This window comes from Allobosea sp. TND4EK4 (assembly GCF_900156025.1).
Taxonomy (GTDB): Bacteria; Pseudomonadota; Alphaproteobacteria; order Rhizobiales; family Beijerinckiaceae; genus Allobosea.
The window spans coordinates 73524-88024 of the sequence record NZ_FTMO01000010.1 but is presented as its reverse complement, the minus strand read 5'-3'; the positions used below and the strand labels follow the sequence as shown (position 1 = coordinate 88024).

At 66.5% G+C, this 14501-nt stretch carries 14 protein-coding genes; 4 read left to right on the top strand and 10 right to left on the bottom strand.

Annotation, left to right across the window (positions count from 1 at the left end):
* Nucleotides 1–8 precede the first annotated feature (8 nt).
* Nucleotides 9–620 carry a GNAT family N-acetyltransferase gene (locus tag BW981_RS15915; protein ID WP_175624148.1) on the bottom strand — a complete coding sequence of 204 codons (612 nt, stop codon included), beginning with the start codon at nucleotides 618–620 and terminating at the stop codon, nucleotides 9–11.
* 314 nt (nucleotides 621–934) lie between these two features.
* On the opposite strand from BW981_RS15915, the gene BW981_RS23630 reads away from it, so the two are divergent.
* Nucleotides 935–1609 (top strand): cold-shock protein, encoded by a 675-nt coding sequence (locus BW981_RS23630; protein WP_076440962.1) that lies wholly within the window; start codon nucleotides 935–937, stop codon nucleotides 1607–1609.
* A gap of 60 nt (nucleotides 1610–1669) precedes the next feature.
* Here the strand turns inward: BW981_RS23630 and BW981_RS15905 are convergent, their stop codons facing one another.
* From BW981_RS15905 to BW981_RS15880, 6 genes are all read right to left on the bottom strand, one after another.
* Nucleotides 1670–2212, bottom strand: coding sequence for an MOSC domain-containing protein (locus BW981_RS15905; RefSeq protein ID WP_139333801.1), 543 nt, complete (start codon nucleotides 2210–2212; stop codon nucleotides 1670–1672).
* 196 nt (nucleotides 2213–2408) lie between these two features.
* Nucleotides 2409–2903: a bacterioferritin gene (bfr, locus tag BW981_RS15900; RefSeq protein ID WP_076440958.1), complete on the bottom strand. Its 495-nt coding sequence runs from the start codon at nucleotides 2901–2903 to the stop codon at nucleotides 2409–2411.
* A gap of 112 nt (nucleotides 2904–3015) precedes the next feature.
* Nucleotides 3016–3303 carry a (2Fe-2S)-binding protein gene (locus tag BW981_RS15895; RefSeq protein WP_076440956.1) on the bottom strand — a complete coding sequence of 96 codons (288 nt, stop codon included), beginning with the start codon at nucleotides 3301–3303 and terminating at the stop codon, nucleotides 3016–3018.
* A gap of 13 nt (nucleotides 3304–3316) precedes the next feature.
* Nucleotides 3317–3850 carry an iron response transcriptional regulator IrrA gene (irrA, locus tag BW981_RS15890; protein ID WP_076440954.1) on the bottom strand — a complete coding sequence of 178 codons (534 nt, stop codon included), beginning with the start codon at nucleotides 3848–3850 and terminating at the stop codon, nucleotides 3317–3319.
* A 183-nt stretch (nucleotides 3851–4033) separates the two neighbouring features.
* The gene (locus BW981_RS15885; RefSeq protein WP_076440952.1) at nucleotides 4034–5620 is read right to left on the bottom strand and encodes a DHA2 family efflux MFS transporter permease subunit; all 1587 of its coding nucleotides are present in this window, start codon (nucleotides 5618–5620) and stop codon (nucleotides 4034–4036) included.
* 153 nt (nucleotides 5621–5773) lie between these two features.
* Nucleotides 5774–6991, bottom strand: coding sequence for an HlyD family secretion protein (locus BW981_RS15880; RefSeq protein WP_076441007.1), 1218 nt, complete (start codon nucleotides 6989–6991; stop codon nucleotides 5774–5776).
* A gap of 143 nt (nucleotides 6992–7134) precedes the next feature.
* Between BW981_RS15880 and BW981_RS15875 the strand changes: the two genes are divergently transcribed.
* A complete protein-coding gene (locus BW981_RS15875) occupies nucleotides 7135–7791 on the top strand; it encodes a TetR/AcrR family transcriptional regulator (protein ID WP_076440950.1) in 657 nt (218 codons plus the stop codon).
* 52 nt (nucleotides 7792–7843) lie between these two features.
* Here BW981_RS15875 and BW981_RS15870 read toward each other — a convergent pair whose 3' ends face one another.
* Both BW981_RS15870 and BW981_RS15865 read right to left on the bottom strand, forming a co-directional pair.
* The gene (locus tag BW981_RS15870; RefSeq protein ID WP_076440948.1) at nucleotides 7844–8794 is read right to left on the bottom strand and encodes a DMT family transporter; all 951 of its coding nucleotides are present in this window, start codon (nucleotides 8792–8794) and stop codon (nucleotides 7844–7846) included.
* Nucleotides 8795–8938: 144 nt separating this feature from the next.
* Nucleotides 8939–9973 carry an aspartate-semialdehyde dehydrogenase gene (locus BW981_RS15865; protein WP_076440946.1) on the bottom strand — a complete coding sequence of 345 codons (1035 nt, stop codon included), beginning with the start codon at nucleotides 9971–9973 and terminating at the stop codon, nucleotides 8939–8941.
* Between the two features lie 440 nt (nucleotides 9974–10413).
* Here BW981_RS15865 and BW981_RS15860 point away from each other — a divergent pair, with 440 nt between their 5' ends.
* Nucleotides 10414–11526: a hypothetical protein gene (locus BW981_RS15860; RefSeq protein ID WP_139333795.1), complete on the top strand. Its 1113-nt coding sequence runs from the start codon at nucleotides 10414–10416 to the stop codon at nucleotides 11524–11526.
* An 83-nt stretch (nucleotides 11527–11609) separates the two neighbouring features.
* Nucleotides 11610–11915, top strand: a complete 306-nt coding sequence (locus BW981_RS15855) for a hypothetical protein (RefSeq protein WP_139333794.1) — start codon at nucleotides 11610–11612, stop codon at nucleotides 11913–11915.
* A 109-nt stretch (nucleotides 11916–12024) separates the two neighbouring features.
* Here the strand turns inward: BW981_RS15855 and BW981_RS15850 are convergent, their stop codons facing one another.
* A complete protein-coding gene (locus tag BW981_RS15850) occupies nucleotides 12025–14421 on the bottom strand; it encodes a transketolase-like TK C-terminal-containing protein (RefSeq protein ID WP_076440939.1) in 2397 nt (798 codons plus the stop codon).
* Nucleotides 14422–14501: the final 80 nt, after the last annotated feature.

Sequence of the window (14501 nt, the reverse complement as noted above, 5' to 3'; positions counted from 1 at the left end):
GGCAGCCTTCACGCACCGAAAGCGCGCGCCAACAGCCGGGTGGGCCAGAGGGATCTCTGGATCGTCAGCGCCAGCGTCGCAAAGCTCTGGGCGTGGTCGAGCGCCTCGTCGAGCACGGTGAAAGGCGTCGGCCCGCCGGTCGCGATGACCCCTTCGAGATCGCTATAGCCGCTCACGACATCGGCCTCGAACTTCGCGGCGAGGCGGCGCATCGCCGCGTTCTGCGGCAGGCAGGTCATGTAGAGCGTGCGGATGCCGCGATTGCGCGCCGCCGTGATCAGCCGGGAAAACAGGGCGCCGCCAATGCCCATGCGCCGCCAGCCATCTTCCACGCTGAAGGCCGCCTCTCCCGTCTGCGCGACGAGGTCGTCGAGACCGCGCAATTCGGCCGCGCCCCGCACCACGCCATCCTCGACATAGGCATAGACCATCCCGCCGACGCCGAAGGTGGTCGCGGCGTAATGCTCGAGGAACCCGTCATTGACGGCTGTGCCGAAGCGCTGCCGGCGCGTGAGCGGGTCGAGGCGCAACAGGTGCTGCATGAAGAGATCGCGCTCGGACAACCAGAGCCTGCGGATCTCGCCTTTGCCGGACAAGCCGGCCATCGTCGAGCGAACCATGTTCATCTCCCGTAACGCGCTTGGCGCTGTCGAACAGGAGGCGTTTTTCCCTAGCTGCCGTCAGATCGCGCCTGATCACGGCAAATGCAAGGCCTTGGACACTCCAAATGTGGTGCATGATGCCGCGAGATCATGCAATCGGCCAAGAATTCGCGCAAGAACATGGCGCGCAACCGGAAACTGAGCTGGGGAAGGCGCCAAAAAAAGCACTGTCCGAGCGTAAATGGCGTGCAATAATTTCAGCGTGACCCCGATGACGGCGCGCGCGGCATGAGCTAAGTTGCGGGCTCCCGGTCACTCATACCTGAAGCTCCATGTTCGATCGTCGCAAGCCTGCTGCTGCTCAGCCCTTCGTCACGCACGAAAATATCGAAGCCAAGATCAAGTGGTTCGACCCCGAGAAGGGGTTCGGTTTTGCCTCGCCGTCCGACGGTTCGCCGGACGTGTTTCTCCACGTTTCGGCGATCGGCCCGCTCGATCAGCAGGATTTGCAGCCCGGCGCGACGATTGTCGCAGACCTCGGCGAAGGCCGGCGCGGATTGCAGGTCGTGGCGGTCCACGAGATCGACGCCTCGACGGCTTCGCCGGCGGCCGCTCCGCGCAGCTTCGCTCCTCGCCCTCCGCGGGATCAGTTCGGTGGCGGCGGCTTCGATCGCGGCGGTGACCGTGGCGGGTTCGACCGCGGTGGCGATCGCGGCGGCTTCGACCGCGGCGGCTTCGGCGGTGGCGATCGTGGCCCGCGTGGCGGCGGCTTCCAGGACCGCGACAGCGGCCCGCTCGAAGGCCCCTATGACGGTGCCGTGAAGTTCTTCAACTCCGACCGCGGCTTCGGCTTCATCGCGCCGGACCAGGGCGGGCCGGACGTGTTCCTGCACGTCTCCTCGCTCGGCCGCAGCGGCCTGCAGGCGCCGATGGACGGGCAGCGCGTGCGCTTCTCGATCCGTGCCGGCCGCAAGGGTCCGGAAGCGGCGAACGTCAGCTTCATCTGAAGCAGGCAGACTCGCATTATTCAGGCCCGTCGGCTTCGGCCGGCGGGCTTTTTCGCGGGCTCAGACCCGCTCCAGTGGCCGGTGAGGCGGCGCGGGCAGCGTCACCGTGACCATATCGCCCCGGCGTACGTCGCCGCCTTCCAGCACGATTCCCATGATCCCCGCCTTGCGGACGATGCGGCCTTCCGCGTCGCGCCCGAGCACGGCCTTGAGAAGCCCCGGCCGGAACGCATCGATCTGGGCGCAGGGGTTGCGCAGCCCTGTGATCTCGACCACTGCCGTTCGCCCGAGCCTCAGCTGGACGCCCGTCGGCAGGGCGAGAAGATCGAGCCCGCGTATGAGGATGTTCTCGCCCATCTGGCCCGGCGCGACGCGGAACCCCGCGGCGTTCACCTCGTCCAGCAGTTCGGCATGAAGGAGATGGACCTGGCGCAGATTGGGCTGGGTCGGATCGACGGCGACACGCGAGCGATGCTTCACCGTCTCGCCGCAATGCGCGTCGCCCTCGACGCCCACGCCTTTCAGAAGCCGGATCGAATCCACCACGGGCTTGCTGAAGCGATGCCCTGCATCCGCGCTGACCGACATCACCATGGCTGTCATCATCCTGCCCTCTCCAAAGAACGGGCTCCCGGCAAGAAGAACGGGGCCGACAGTCGGGTGACGACAAAGCCGGCCGCTTTCGGGGCCGGCTTCGCATCTCGTTTTCAAGCCCGGCGGTTCGGAAACGCTCCGAACGGTCCCAGGCAATCGTTCGCGGACTGCACCGCCCCAAGGCGGCCGCCGGATCGATCAGGCGCTAGTGCGCGTGATCGTCGCCCTCCAGGCCGCCCATGTGCTTCTGCGTATAGAGTTCCAGGCCGATGCGGCCGATCAGGTCGAGCTGCGTTTCGAGGAAGTCGATATGTCCTTCCTCGTCCTTCATCAGCGCCTTGAACAGGTCCTCGGACGGATAGTCCCCGACCTCGCGGCAATAACGGGCGGCTTCCTGATACAGGGCCCGCGCCTCGACCTCGGCCTTGAGGTCGCACTCGATCACCTCCTTGACGTTCTCGCCGATGCGGAGCTGGTCGAGCGTCTGCAGATTGGGGAAGCCCTCGAGGAACAGGATGCGGTCGACGAAGCGGTCGGCATGGACCATCTCCTCGATCGACTCCTTCTTCCAGGTCTTGGCCATCTCCTTCAGCCCCCAATTGTCGAGCATCCGGTAGTGCAGCCAGTACTGGTTGATCGCGGTGAGCTCGGAGCGCAGCCCCTTGTTGAGATAGTCGATGACCTTCTTGTCGCCCTGCATCGTGCGGCTCCTCGCGCTCTACATTAGAATGATCCTAATGTAGACGGGCTTGCAAGGCTTGGGAAGCGGAAAATGGCGACGGGCCGGATGCAGCGGCCGAGCCGTGGGCGCCTCAGGCCGCCGCCGCGTCCAGAGGCAGTTCCAGGCCGTCCAGCATACGCCCGACGCTGACATGGACTGCGCACTCGATGTCGCGGTTGGCGCAGCTGCCGCACTGCGTGGCACAGGCGGCGCGCGCCTCCGCCAGGATGGCCCGGACCTCGCGGGCGCAGCGACCGCAATCAGGGCTGCATCCCAGGCAGTCATAGGCTTCCCCTGCGGTCGTGGGACCGCTGCCGTCAGGGGCGATCGTGCCCTTGATCTGGCGGCAGGAAAGGACGTTGCAGGAGCAGACGATCATGATGCGCAGACGATCACGCGTGGTGGTTCGAAACCCGCTTCCGCTCGACGACGGTGCCGTCGGCCTGGCGCAGGCGGACGATGACCTCGACCGATGAGATCTCCATGCCTTCCGGCGCCTCTGGCAGCCCGGAAACATGGATCATCGAGCCGGGGATATCGGTGACCGTCTCGTCGTCCTCGTTGTAGAAATGGTGATGCTCGGAGACGTTGGTGTCGAAGAAGGTCTTCGGGCCGGAGACCGAAACCTGGCGCAGCAGCCCTGCTTCCGAGAACTGGCGCAGCGTGTTGTAGACGGTGGCGAGCGAAAGCGGCTCGCGCGCCCGCAGCGCCTCCTCATAGAGCATCTCGGCGCTGACATGCCGGTCGCCCTTGGCGAAGAGCAGCCAGCCCAGCGCCATGCGCTGCCGCGTCGGCCGCAGGCCGGCGGAGCGCAGCCGCGCCTTCACGGAGCTGATGGGGCACGAGGTCGGGCTCTTCTGCGGCCACGGAATCTGCTCCGCCGTCACAGCCTGCCGCTCGCGATCCTTTCCGCCCAAAATGCTCATTCCAAACGCCTTCCACTGCGCCGGCCGCCCGGCTGCGTAGTTTAGAAAATATCTAAACTACTGATATTGCTATCATATTTGCCGAATGCCTTGCCTGAAGTCAATGGAGGCGAGGTCGCAGGCTGTGCGCAGGCAGCCATGCCCGGGACGCGCGGCCCAGTTCCGGCGCGGTCGGAGACGGGCTCAGTGCCCGGCGCCAGCGGCGCCCGGCTTCGGCGCCGGCGGCTTGCGCAGGAACAGCGTCAGCACGACGAGAACCACGAAGATTGCCGTCAGCGCCAGAAAGACGTCGCCAAAGGCCAGGATCATCGCCTGCTTGTGGGCCCGCTGGCTGATGACCTGCAGCGCCATCGTCTGGGCCGCATCGCCGAAATCGGCAAAACTGCGGGTCGTGTTCGCGATCGCCTCCTCCGCCACCTGCCGGCCGGCTGCGACCATGGAATGCAGCCGCGTGATATGCAGGTCGGTCCGCGTGTTCAGCATGGTGTTGATCACCGCCAGCCCCACCGCCCCGCCGAGATTGCGGGTGAGGTTGTAGAGGCCGGAGGCGTTCTTGAGCAGATGCGGCGGCAGCGAGCCCAGCGCGATGTTGTTGATCGGCACCATGCACAGCATCAGCCCGCAGCCGCGCAGCACCTGCGGCCACAGCAACTCGTGGAAATCCCAGTCCGAGGTGATGTGCGACGCGATCCAGGTCCCCAGTCCGAAGGCGCTGAAGCCGATCATCATCATCACGCGCGGGTCGAGCTTGGCCGAGAGCCGGCCGGCAATGGGCGCGGTCAGGAACATGCACAGGCCGGTGACGAACATCGTCTCGCCGATCATCAGCGCGTCATAGCCGCGGATGCGCCCGAGATAGACCGGGTAGAGATAGGTCAGCCCGTAGAGGCCGATACCCATGCAGAAGGAGAACAGGGAGCCGAAGGCGAAGTTGCGGTCCTTGAACGCATGGAGATCGACGAGCGGATCGTCCCGCGTCAGCGCACGCCAGAAGAACGCGGCCGCGCCCACCACCATCACGCCGGAGAAGATCACGATCTCCTCGCTCTCGAACCAGTCGAGCCGCGTCCCCTCCTCGAGCACGAATTCCAGGCTGCCGAGGAAGGCCGCCATGCTGGCGAGCCCCAGCCAGTCGAACCGCTTGAGCAGGCCGTGGTCGGGCTTGTCGAAATCGATCAGCGTCCAGGCCGCGAGCGTGACGCCGATCCCGGGCACGACATTGACCAGGAACAGCCAGTGCCAGGAGAAGGCGTTGCTGAGATAACCGCCGACGGTGGGGCCGATCGTCGGTGCCAGCGTGGCGACGAGCCCGATGATCGGCGAGACGATCGGTCGCTTCGAAGGCGGGAAGATGGTGAAGGCCGCGGCGAAGACGCCGGGGATCATGCCGCCGCCGATGAAACCCTGCACGGCGCGCCACAGGATCATCTCGTTGATCGAGGACGACATCGCGCAGAGCACGCTGGAAATGGTGAAGCCCGCTGCGGCGATCGAGAAGAAGACCCGGGTCGAGAGGGCCCGGCTGAGATAGCCCGAGAGCGGGATCATGATCACTTCCGCGATCAGATACGCCGTCTGGACCCAGGCGATCTCGTCAGAGGAGGCCGAGAGCCCGGCCTGGATCTCGGCGAGCGAGGCCGAGACGATCTGGATGTCCAGGATCGCCATGAACATGCCGAACACCATCGCGACGAAGGCGAGGATGCGCCGAATCGGGATGGCCTCTTCGGCTGGCCTGGCAGCCGGCATATCGAGCGTCGCGGTGGCCATGGCGGCCGATCCTTCTCGTGAACCTGACGGCGGGCGGGTCGTTGCCGGGGGCGGCGCCGGCCCGGACGATGCCGGAGCGACCCGGCGAGGTTCAGGACTGGGTCCCGGCCTTCCTGTCGGTCGACCGGGACGATGGTGCGGTTTCGGTCGTTCTCAGCGCTGCGCAGCAGGCCGCGGATCGATCGAGACGACGACCGACATGCCGGGCCGCAGCACATGCCGCGCGGTATCGGCCTTGTCGAGCGTCAGGCGGATCGGCACGCGCTGGACGATCTTGGTGAAATTGCCGGTGGCATTGTCGGGCGGCAGCAAGGTGAAGACCGAGCCGGTGCCGCCGGCGATGCCGCTGACCGTGCCGTGAAAGACCTGGTCCGGCAGCGCATCGACCGTGATCTTCGCCCGGTCCCCGATCTTGAGCGGCGCGACCTGCGTCTCCTTGAAGTTCGCATCGACATAGACCTGATCGAGCGGAACGATCGACATCAGCCGCTTGCCCGCGCTGACGAGATCGCCGAGCTGGACATTGGTGTTGGCGACGATGCCGTCGATCGGCGCGTTGATCCTGGTGAAGCTCAGATCGCGCTCCGCCTTCTGCTCGGCCACCTTGAGCTCGTCGATCTGGCGGGCCGCTTCGACGCGCTGCGCCTGCAACACCTTGATGTTGGCGTCGGCCTGCGCCACGCCGGCCTTGGCGCTGGCGAGCGCGGCGGCGGCCTGGTCGCGGCCGGCCGTCGCGGCATCCAGCGTCGCCTGTGAACCATAGGATTTGGCGGCCAGGCTGTTGGCACGCTCGTAATCGGCCGCGGTACGCGTGACGGCGGCCTCGGCCGAAACCTGCTGGGCCTGCGCCTGCGTCAGCCCGGCGCGGCCGGCCTCGATCTGGCTGTCGATGCGTGCCAGCGTCGCCTGTGCGGTGGCCGTCTTGGCGCGGGCGCTGTCGAGCGCGATGCGCCAGTCGCCATCGTCGAGCGCGACCAGCGGCTGCCCTGCCTTGACCTCCTGGTTCTGCACGATCGAGACCGATGCAATGTTCGCGGCGAGCTTGGCCGAAACCGTGGCCATCTCCGCGCCGACATAGGCGTCGTCGGTCGAGACGATGAAGCGGCCATTGCGCCACCAGTCGATACCGTACCAGACGCCGGCACCGAGTGCGGCGGCGGCGACGAGCATCAGGGCGCCGCGCTTGAGGGGGCTCTTGCCCTTCGGCTTCTCCGCAGCAGCAGAGACCTCCGGGGGAGGCGCCTCCTGCGCCGGGGCGCGGGGCGCCTCCCGGGCCGTCACGGATTCGGGCTCGGCCTGCTGGGTGGCGGCATGAGGATCGACCAGCTTCAGTCGGTCGCGGCGCGGTTCGGAGGCGGTCTCGGCAGACATGATGCGTCCTGCGTTCAATTCGAACCAAACGGTTCGATTGCGCTTGAAATAGCGCGGGCTTTGACGCATATCAAGTCAGATCGAACCAACTGGTTCGATTCTTTCTTGGACCTGCGGCGAGGAGTCGCACCCCAGCGTTGATCATGCAGGCGAATTCCAAAACAATCGTGAAATCGGGCCCCCGAAATCGCCGTATCGCCGGGGCCGATCCGGAAAAGCACCGTCAGATCCTCGATGGTGCCCAGCACGTCTTTACCGCGCGCGGCTTCGACGCGGCCAGCATGAGCGACATCGCCGCGGCCGCGAAGGTCTCGAAAGGCACGCTCTACGTCTATTTCGAGGACAAGGAGCATCTCTTCGTCGCGCTGATCCAGCGCGAGCGCGAGGCGCAGAAGAGCGCGGCGATGGAGGCGCTGAACGAGGACCCCGATCCCGTCCGCGCTCTCGGCAATTTCGGACGTTGCCTCGCTCGCATGATCAACAGCGAACTGGCCGTCAGTGCTCATCGCGTCGTGATCGGCGTGGCCGAGCGCATGCCGGAGCTCGGCCGTGACTTCTATGAGAAAGGCCCGGTGCTGGGCTCCCAGCAGCTTGCGCGCTATCTCGACCGCATGACCGCCGAAGGCAAGCTCGCCATCGACGACACCTATCTCGCTGCGGTGCAGTTCCTCGATCTGTGCCAGTCGACGCTGACGCGTCCACGCCTGTTCAATGCCATCCGCACCGCGCCGAGCGAGGCGGAGATCGACCATGTCGTCGAGGAAGCGACCGCCATGTTCATGGCGCGCTACGGGCGCTGAAGCGCCCCCGTCTGGATCATCGATCGAAAGCGGCTCTTTCTCCTGCGTCGCCTTATCGCCGTGCCTGGCTGCCGGTGGCGACCCGGCGCGCGCGGAGACGCTCCCTGTGGGCGGTATAGAGTCCCGACCCGGCGATGATCGCCGCGCCGACATAGGTCCAGATATCCGGCATGGCGGCGAATACGAGATAGCCGAAGATCGAGGCCCAGAGCAGTTGCGAATAGGCAAAGGGCGCCAGCAGCGAGGCGTCCGCATAGCGGAAAGCCTGGATCAGGAAGATGTGCCCGATCGTCGAGATGCCGCCGACGAACGCGCCGACCAGAACCGCCTTGAGATCCAGCGCCTGCCAGCTGAACGGCACCGCCAGCGAGAGCAGGACGAAGCCGATCGTGGCGGAATAGGCCAGTGTCACCACGGGAATCTCGGTCCGGCTCATCATGCGGGTCGTGATCAGGGAGAGCGCCCAGAAGAACGACGAGCCGAGCACGAAAAGCGACGCGCCATGGAAGCCGTCGCCGCCGGGACGCACCACGACCAGCACGCCGACCAGCCCGACGATGGTCGCCAGCCAACGCCGCCAGCCGACGACTTCGCCCAGGATCGGAATGGAAAGAGCCGTCACGAACAGCGGCGACACGAAGGAGGTGGCGGTCGCGTCCGCCATCGGCAGGTCGCGCAGGGCCGCCACGAACAGGATCGAGGACACCGTGACGCCAAGGGCCCGCACCACCTGCAGGCCGGGCCGGCGGGTCTTCATCCGGTGGAAGCCGCCGGTGAAGCAGACGGTGGCGAGCATGATCGCGGCAAAGGTCCCGTACCGCATCCAGGTGATCTGGAGCGCGGGCAGGCTGGTCGCGAGATATTTGGAGGCGATGTCCCCGCTGCACATGAAAATGGAGGCGAGCAGCACGAGCGCGATGCCGCGGGCGGAATTGTCGATGCGAAGCGGCCCGCCTGGCTGCGAAGGGATGACAGGTGGTTCAGGCAGGGGAGCGTTGGGCAAGGGCTCGGTTCGCACGCGGGAATGCGCAAGCCTTAGCCGGTTTGCCAGACGCATCCACGCGCAAAGACGGTCTCCCGCCCATGCACGGGGGCATGGACGGGCGACCGGCCCGATCTTGGGCAGCGCTGGAACGCGCGATAGGTCTCAGGCAGCCTGCTTGCGCGGCTGGATCAGCTTGCGATTGACCAGCACTTCAGCGATCTGGATCGCGTTCAGCGCAGCGCCCTTGCGCAGATTGTCGGACACGCACCAGAAGGCGAGGCCGTTCTCGACGGTCGCATCCTCGCGGATGCGCGAGATATAGGTCGCGTCCTCGCCGGCCGCCTCATGCGGGGTGATGTAGCCGCCGGGCTCGTGCTTGTCGATCACCAGGATGCCGGGGGCCCTGCGCAGCACCTCGCGCGCCTCATCGGCCGTGATCGGCTTCTCGCACTCGATGTTCACGCTTTCCGAATGGCCAATGAAGACCGGCACGCGCACGCAGGTCGCGGTCAGCTTGATCTTCGGGTCGAGGATCTTCTTGGTCTCGACCATCATCTTCCACTCTTCCTTCGTGTAGCCGTCCTCCATGAAGACGTCGATCTGCGGGATCAGGTTGAAGGAGATGCGCTTGGGGAACTTCTTGGTCGTCACTTCGCCGGCCGAGAACACGGCCCGGGTCTGGTTGAAGAGCTCGTCCATGCCCTCCTTGCCGGCGCCGGAGACCGACTGATAGGTCGAGACGACGACACGCTTGACCCCATACTTGTCATGCAGCGGCTTCAACGCCACGACGAGCTGCGCGGTCGAGCAGTTCGGATTGGCGATGATGTTCATCTTGGTGAAGCCGGCGGCCGCGGCGGCGTTCACCTCGGGCACGATCAGCGGCACGTCCGGATGGGTCCGCCAGGCCGAGGAGTTGTCGATCACGACGCAGCCCTGCGCACCGATCTTCGGCGACCACTCCTTCGAAACCTCGCCTCCGGCCGACATCAGGCAGATGTCGGTGTCGGAGAAATCGTGATGCTCGAGCGCCTTCACCTTCAGCGTCCTGTCGCCGAACGAGACCTCGGTGCCGACCGAGCGGGAGGAGGCCAGCGCCACGACCTCGGACACGGGGAAGGCGCGCTCGGCGAGAATGTCCAGCATCTCGCGGCCCACATTGCCGGTGGCCCCGGCGACTGCGACCTTGAAACTCATCTGATCTTATCCTTTGCGGATGGCTCGGTTCGGATCTCCCTTGGGGAGCCGCCCGGCCGCGTCTGCGGGCCGGTTCGGCGATCTGCCCCCGCCGGGGGGAGATGGACCCGGAACCGAGGCGAAGCGTCAGCGCGACGTGCCGGCTTTCCCGGACGTCGTTTTGGTCGTGCGTTTCGTCGTCGTCGGACGCAGGGTCACGGAACCAATCCCGAAGGGCTGAAACTTCGCAAGGCCGGCACGCGAGGCGCCGCACCGTGTGAGAACACCCCCGCGCTGAAAAAGTCAATCGCCGGGCATCACAGCCGCGGTTAACCCTGCTTCTTGACCCGCCGTTCACGCTGACTGGCATTTGCCCGGGCCCGGTAACCGGCAAGCCAGACTTCGCCCTCACCCTGGCCTGGTTCACCGGGAGCGCGCCCAGGCTGCGCGGGAGTAACGGGTTGTTTCGGGTTTCGGAAAACGCCAAGGCCTGCCTTCGGGCTGGGGTGGCTCGGTTCGGGCCGGCCTCGTCGAGAGCATGGGCAGCTTTCCGCGCCGGCCTGGCACGCGCCGGGCGGATCGATGCGGTTCCCGCCCTGATCGCGGCAGCCGATGCGATCGAATTTGCGGCAGGCAAGATCTGGCAGGCGCTGCGCTGGTTGGCGCCGAGCCGGGGCATGGGCCTCACCGGGGCGCTGCTCTGGCGCAGCGCGGCCGCGCTCGCCGGCATCGGCTTTGCCGCGACGCTGGTGACGGGACTGTCGGCGCGGGACGATTCCAAATCGCGCTTGGCCGCCCTGGCGATGCCCGATGCCGGGCGCTCCACCGCGGCGGCGGAGCAGACCGTCCCCTCGCACCTCTCCTGGATTCCCGTCACCCGTCCGATCGCCATGTTCAATCTGGACGCGCCCGAACTGGGCCGAGCCAGCCCCTCGCTCGCGGCCCGCAGCAGCGACGGCGCCCGCGAAGACCTGTTGAGCTATGGCAGCCTCGCGGAGCCAAAACCGCATCTCCTGCTGGCGTTGCGCACGGGAGACATGGCCGCGGCCCCCGCGCGGTCCTTCACCGTGGCCCTGGCGCGCGAGGCGGCCGAGCTTGCCCTGTCGGTCACCCGCAGCAGCGCCCCCGTGCCGGTCGAGACTCGCTTTGGCCTGCTGGAAACCGCCGATGTCGAGCTCGGCGATGGTCAGGCCAGCCGCAGTTGCATCGCCTTCCGCTCCACGAGCGGCGTGGCGGGCTTCGCCTTGCGCGGCTGGTGGTGCGCCGCAGGCAAGCCGAGCGACCGGCGCCAGCTGACCTGCCTGATCGAGCGGCTGGACCTGGTGAACGCCGCCGGCGACCAGCAGCTTCGCGCCGCCTTTGCCGCCTCGGAACTGCGGCGCACGGGATCCTGCGAGCGCGCCCATCTCGCCTCCAGCGGGCGCAAGGCCTCCTGGCTCGACGCGGAAGCCGCCGCTCCGGCACTGAAGGTGAAGAAGGCGGAGCCCGAACCGGCCAAGGCCTTGCCCCGGCCCCGCAAAAAGCCGGCAAAGCTCAGCGGGCGGCGAACGGTGCCTGGCCCCGCGGAAACCTGACGAGATTGTGACGGGCACCGGGCATCTTTCGGCGCCTCCCCTGCATTGCTATGTGAATGAAACCCGCCTCCGGAGACCTCGCCATGACGTCGTTCAAGCGCCTTGCAGCCGTCCTCACCCTCGCCATGGCGACCTCGACCGTGCTGGCGACCATTGCCGAAGCCCAGAACCGCCGTGGGCCGCTGCGGATCACGGTGCAAAAGCGCAGCTATCTCGACCCCGGCAACGTCGTCCCGGTCGGCTCGCTCAACCGCTATGCGAGCCAGCATATGGCGGCGACCCCGGTCTATGCCGGCAGCGGCGATCTTTATGGCGAGGGCGCCCTGCCAGGCCGCATCGGCGCTGGCAGCAACCCCTTCGCCAACACCTTCGCGACGCCGCGCTACTGATTGACGCGTCATGGTCGGCCTGGCCCGACCATCTCCGAAACCGGCTCGTTCGTGTCATGAGATTCTCGGGTCGGCGCGGCGCGCCGCCCGAGAATGACGCTCGACTGCCTTACGGCAGCGCCTTCAGATAGCGCACCGGCCGGCCCGGCGCCGCGGCATTGGCTGCGTGGACGATGGCGTTCGCGTCGATCCCGAAATGGCGATAGAGATCGGCGACCGTTCCGGTCTGGCCGAAATGCTCGACGCCAAGCGCCTTCTGCTTGTGCCCGTGCACGCTGCCGAGCCAGGCCAAGGTCGCCGGATGGCCGTCCAGCACCGAAACGATGCCGCAATCGCGTGACAGATCGCCGAGCAGCCGCTCGACATGGCTGGTCGCCTGCGTGTTGCCGCGCTGGCGCGCCCGCTCCGCCGCCTGCCAGCCGGCATTGAGCCGGTCTGCCGAAGTGATCGCCAGCAAGCCGACATCGCGCCGGTCCTCGCCCAGCAGCCCGACCGCCTCGATCGCCTCGGGTGCCACTGCCCCGGTATAAGCGATGACGACCGAGGCGTTCGGCCCCGGCTTGCGAAGCCAGTAGGCGCCGTCGATGATGTCGCGCTCCAGTTCCGGCATCATCGCACGGCTCGGCTGCTCGACCTGCCGCGTCGAAAGCCGCAGATAGACCGAGCCGCCGGTCTCGTCGCGCAGCCAGGTGCGCTCGTCGGGATCGCCCTCGCCATCCTTCTGCATGTACTCGAAGGACCAGCGCATCATCACGGCAAGCTCGTCGACGAAAGCCGGCTCGAAGGCGCAGAGGCCGTCCTGGCTCATGCCGATCAGCGGCGTCGCGATCGACTGATGCGCCCCGCCCTCCGGCGCCAGCGTCACGCCCGACGGCGTCGCCACCACCATGAACCGCGCATCCTGGTAGCAGGCATAGTTCAGCGCATCGAGCCCGCGCGAGATGAAGGGGTCGTAGAGCGTGCCGATCGGGATCAGCCGCTCGCCGAAGATCGAATGCGACAGGCCGAGCGCCGAGAGATTGATGAACAGGTTCATCTCGGCGATGCCGAGCTCGACATGCTGGCCCTTGGGCGAGAATTCCCATTTCTGCATCGAGGGGATGCGCTCGTCCTTGAAGGTGTCGGCCATCGAGGCCTTGGCGAAGAGCCCGCGGCGGTTCACCCAGGGGCCGAGATTGGTCGAGACGGTGACGTCCGGCGCCGTCGTCACGATGCGGTCGGCCAATGGCCCGCCCGCCTTGGCGATCTCGTCGAGGATCTTGCCGAAGCCCATCTGCGTCGACATCGTCGCCTGGATTCCGGCGTCCAGCTTGGCCGGCACCGGAAGTTTCGGCGCCGACAGCCGCCTGCGCCCTTCCGCGAAGAACGGGACCTTGTCGAGGAAGGCGCGAACCTCGCTCTCCGGCAGACTCAAGCCCTCGAACAGATCCCATTCGTGCCCGGGCCGGACCTTGCAGGCCTTGCGGAAGCCGTCGAGCTGCTCCTTGGTCATCAGCCCGGCATGGTTGTCCTTGTGGCCCGCGAGCGGCAGGCCGAAGCCCTTCACCGTATAGGCCAGGAAGCAGACCGGCCGGTCGTGATCGATGCTCTCGAAGGCCTCCAGAATCGACGGCAGGTCGTGCCCGCCGAGGTTGCACATCAGCGCCGAAAGCTCGGCGTCGGAGCGCTTCTCGATCAGGCTCGTCACCGGGCCCTGGTCGCCGAGATCGTCCATCAGCCGCCTGCGCCAGGCCGCGCCGCCCTGGAAGGTCAGGGCCGAATAAAGCTGGTTCGGGCAGGAATCGATCCAGCTCTTAAGCCGCTCGCCGCCCTGTTCCCTGAAGGCGGCCTGCTGCAGCGACCCGTATTTCAGCGTCACGACATCCCAGCCGAAATTGCGGAACATCGTCTCGAAGCGGTCGTAAAGCCCTTCGCGGATCACCGCATCGAGCGACTGTCGGTTGTAGTCGATCACCCACCAGGTGTTGCGCAGGCCGTGCTTCCAGCCCTCCATCAGGGCCTCGAAGATGTTGCCTTCGTCGAGCTCGGCATCGCCGATCAGCGAGACCATGCGGCCCTCAGGCCGGTCCTTCGCCCAGCCATGCGCCTTCACATAATCCTGCGTCAGCGACGAGAACAAAGTCTGCGCGACGCCCAGGCCGACCGAACCGGTCGAGAAATCCACGTCGTCGATATCCTTCGTGCGTGAAGGATAGCTCTGCGCGCCCTTGAAGCCGCGGAAATTCTCCAGCTTCTCGCGCGTCTGCAGCCCCATCAGGTAATTGATGGCGTGGAAGATCGGCGAGGCGTGCGGCTTCACCGCCACCCGGTCCTGCGGTTTCAGCGCCGCCATGTAGAGCGCGGTCATGATCGTGGCGAGCGAGGCGGAGGAGGCCTGGTGCCCACCCACCTTCATCCCATCATCGTTCTGGCGGATATGGTTGGCGTTGTGGATCGTCCACGAAGCGAGCCAGAGGATCTTCTTCTCCAGCTCGGCGAGAAAAGGCAGGCGCGGATCGTTCGTCATTGTTATTAGCCCAGGCTCCCCGGAAGCTGAGATGATGCACGGATCGCGTAGCAGCACGAACCAAATCTGAGCTTGGCAGG

Excerpts from the sequence above, each read along its gene's own strand:
- BW981_RS15915 (WP_175624148.1), bottom strand. The coding sequence starts at position 620 with ATGGTTCGCTCGACGATGGCCGGCTTGTCCGGCAAAGGCGAGATCCGC.
- BW981_RS23630 (WP_076440962.1), top strand. The coding sequence starts at position 935 with ATGTTCGATCGTCGCAAGCCTGCTGCTGCTCAGCCCTTCGTCACGCAC.
- BW981_RS15905 (WP_139333801.1), bottom strand. The coding sequence starts at position 2,212 with ATGACAGCCATGGTGATGTCGGTCAGCGCGGATGCAGGGCATCGCTTC.
- bfr (WP_076440958.1), bottom strand. The coding sequence starts at position 2,903 with ATGCAGGGCGACAAGAAGGTCATCGACTATCTCAACAAGGGGCTGCGC.
- BW981_RS15895 (WP_076440956.1), bottom strand. The coding sequence starts at position 3,303 with ATGATCGTCTGCTCCTGCAACGTCCTTTCCTGCCGCCAGATCAAGGGC.
- irrA (WP_076440954.1), bottom strand. The coding sequence starts at position 3,850 with ATGAGCATTTTGGGCGGAAAGGATCGCGAGCGGCAGGCTGTGACGGCG.
- BW981_RS15885 (WP_076440952.1), bottom strand. The coding sequence starts at position 5,620 with ATGGCCACCGCGACGCTCGATATGCCGGCTGCCAGGCCAGCCGAAGAG.
- BW981_RS15880 (WP_076441007.1), bottom strand. The coding sequence starts at position 6,991 with ATGTCTGCCGAGACCGCCTCCGAACCGCGCCGCGACCGACTGAAGCTG.
- BW981_RS15875 (WP_076440950.1), top strand. The coding sequence starts at position 7,135 with ATGCAGGCGAATTCCAAAACAATCGTGAAATCGGGCCCCCGAAATCGC.
- BW981_RS15865 (WP_076440946.1), bottom strand. The coding sequence starts at position 9,973 with ATGAGTTTCAAGGTCGCAGTCGCCGGGGCCACCGGCAATGTGGGCCGC.
- BW981_RS15855 (WP_139333794.1), top strand. The coding sequence starts at position 11,610 with ATGACGTCGTTCAAGCGCCTTGCAGCCGTCCTCACCCTCGCCATGGCG.
- BW981_RS15850 (WP_076440939.1), bottom strand. The coding sequence starts at position 14,421 with ATGACGAACGATCCGCGCCTGCCTTTTCTCGCCGAGCTGGAGAAGAAG.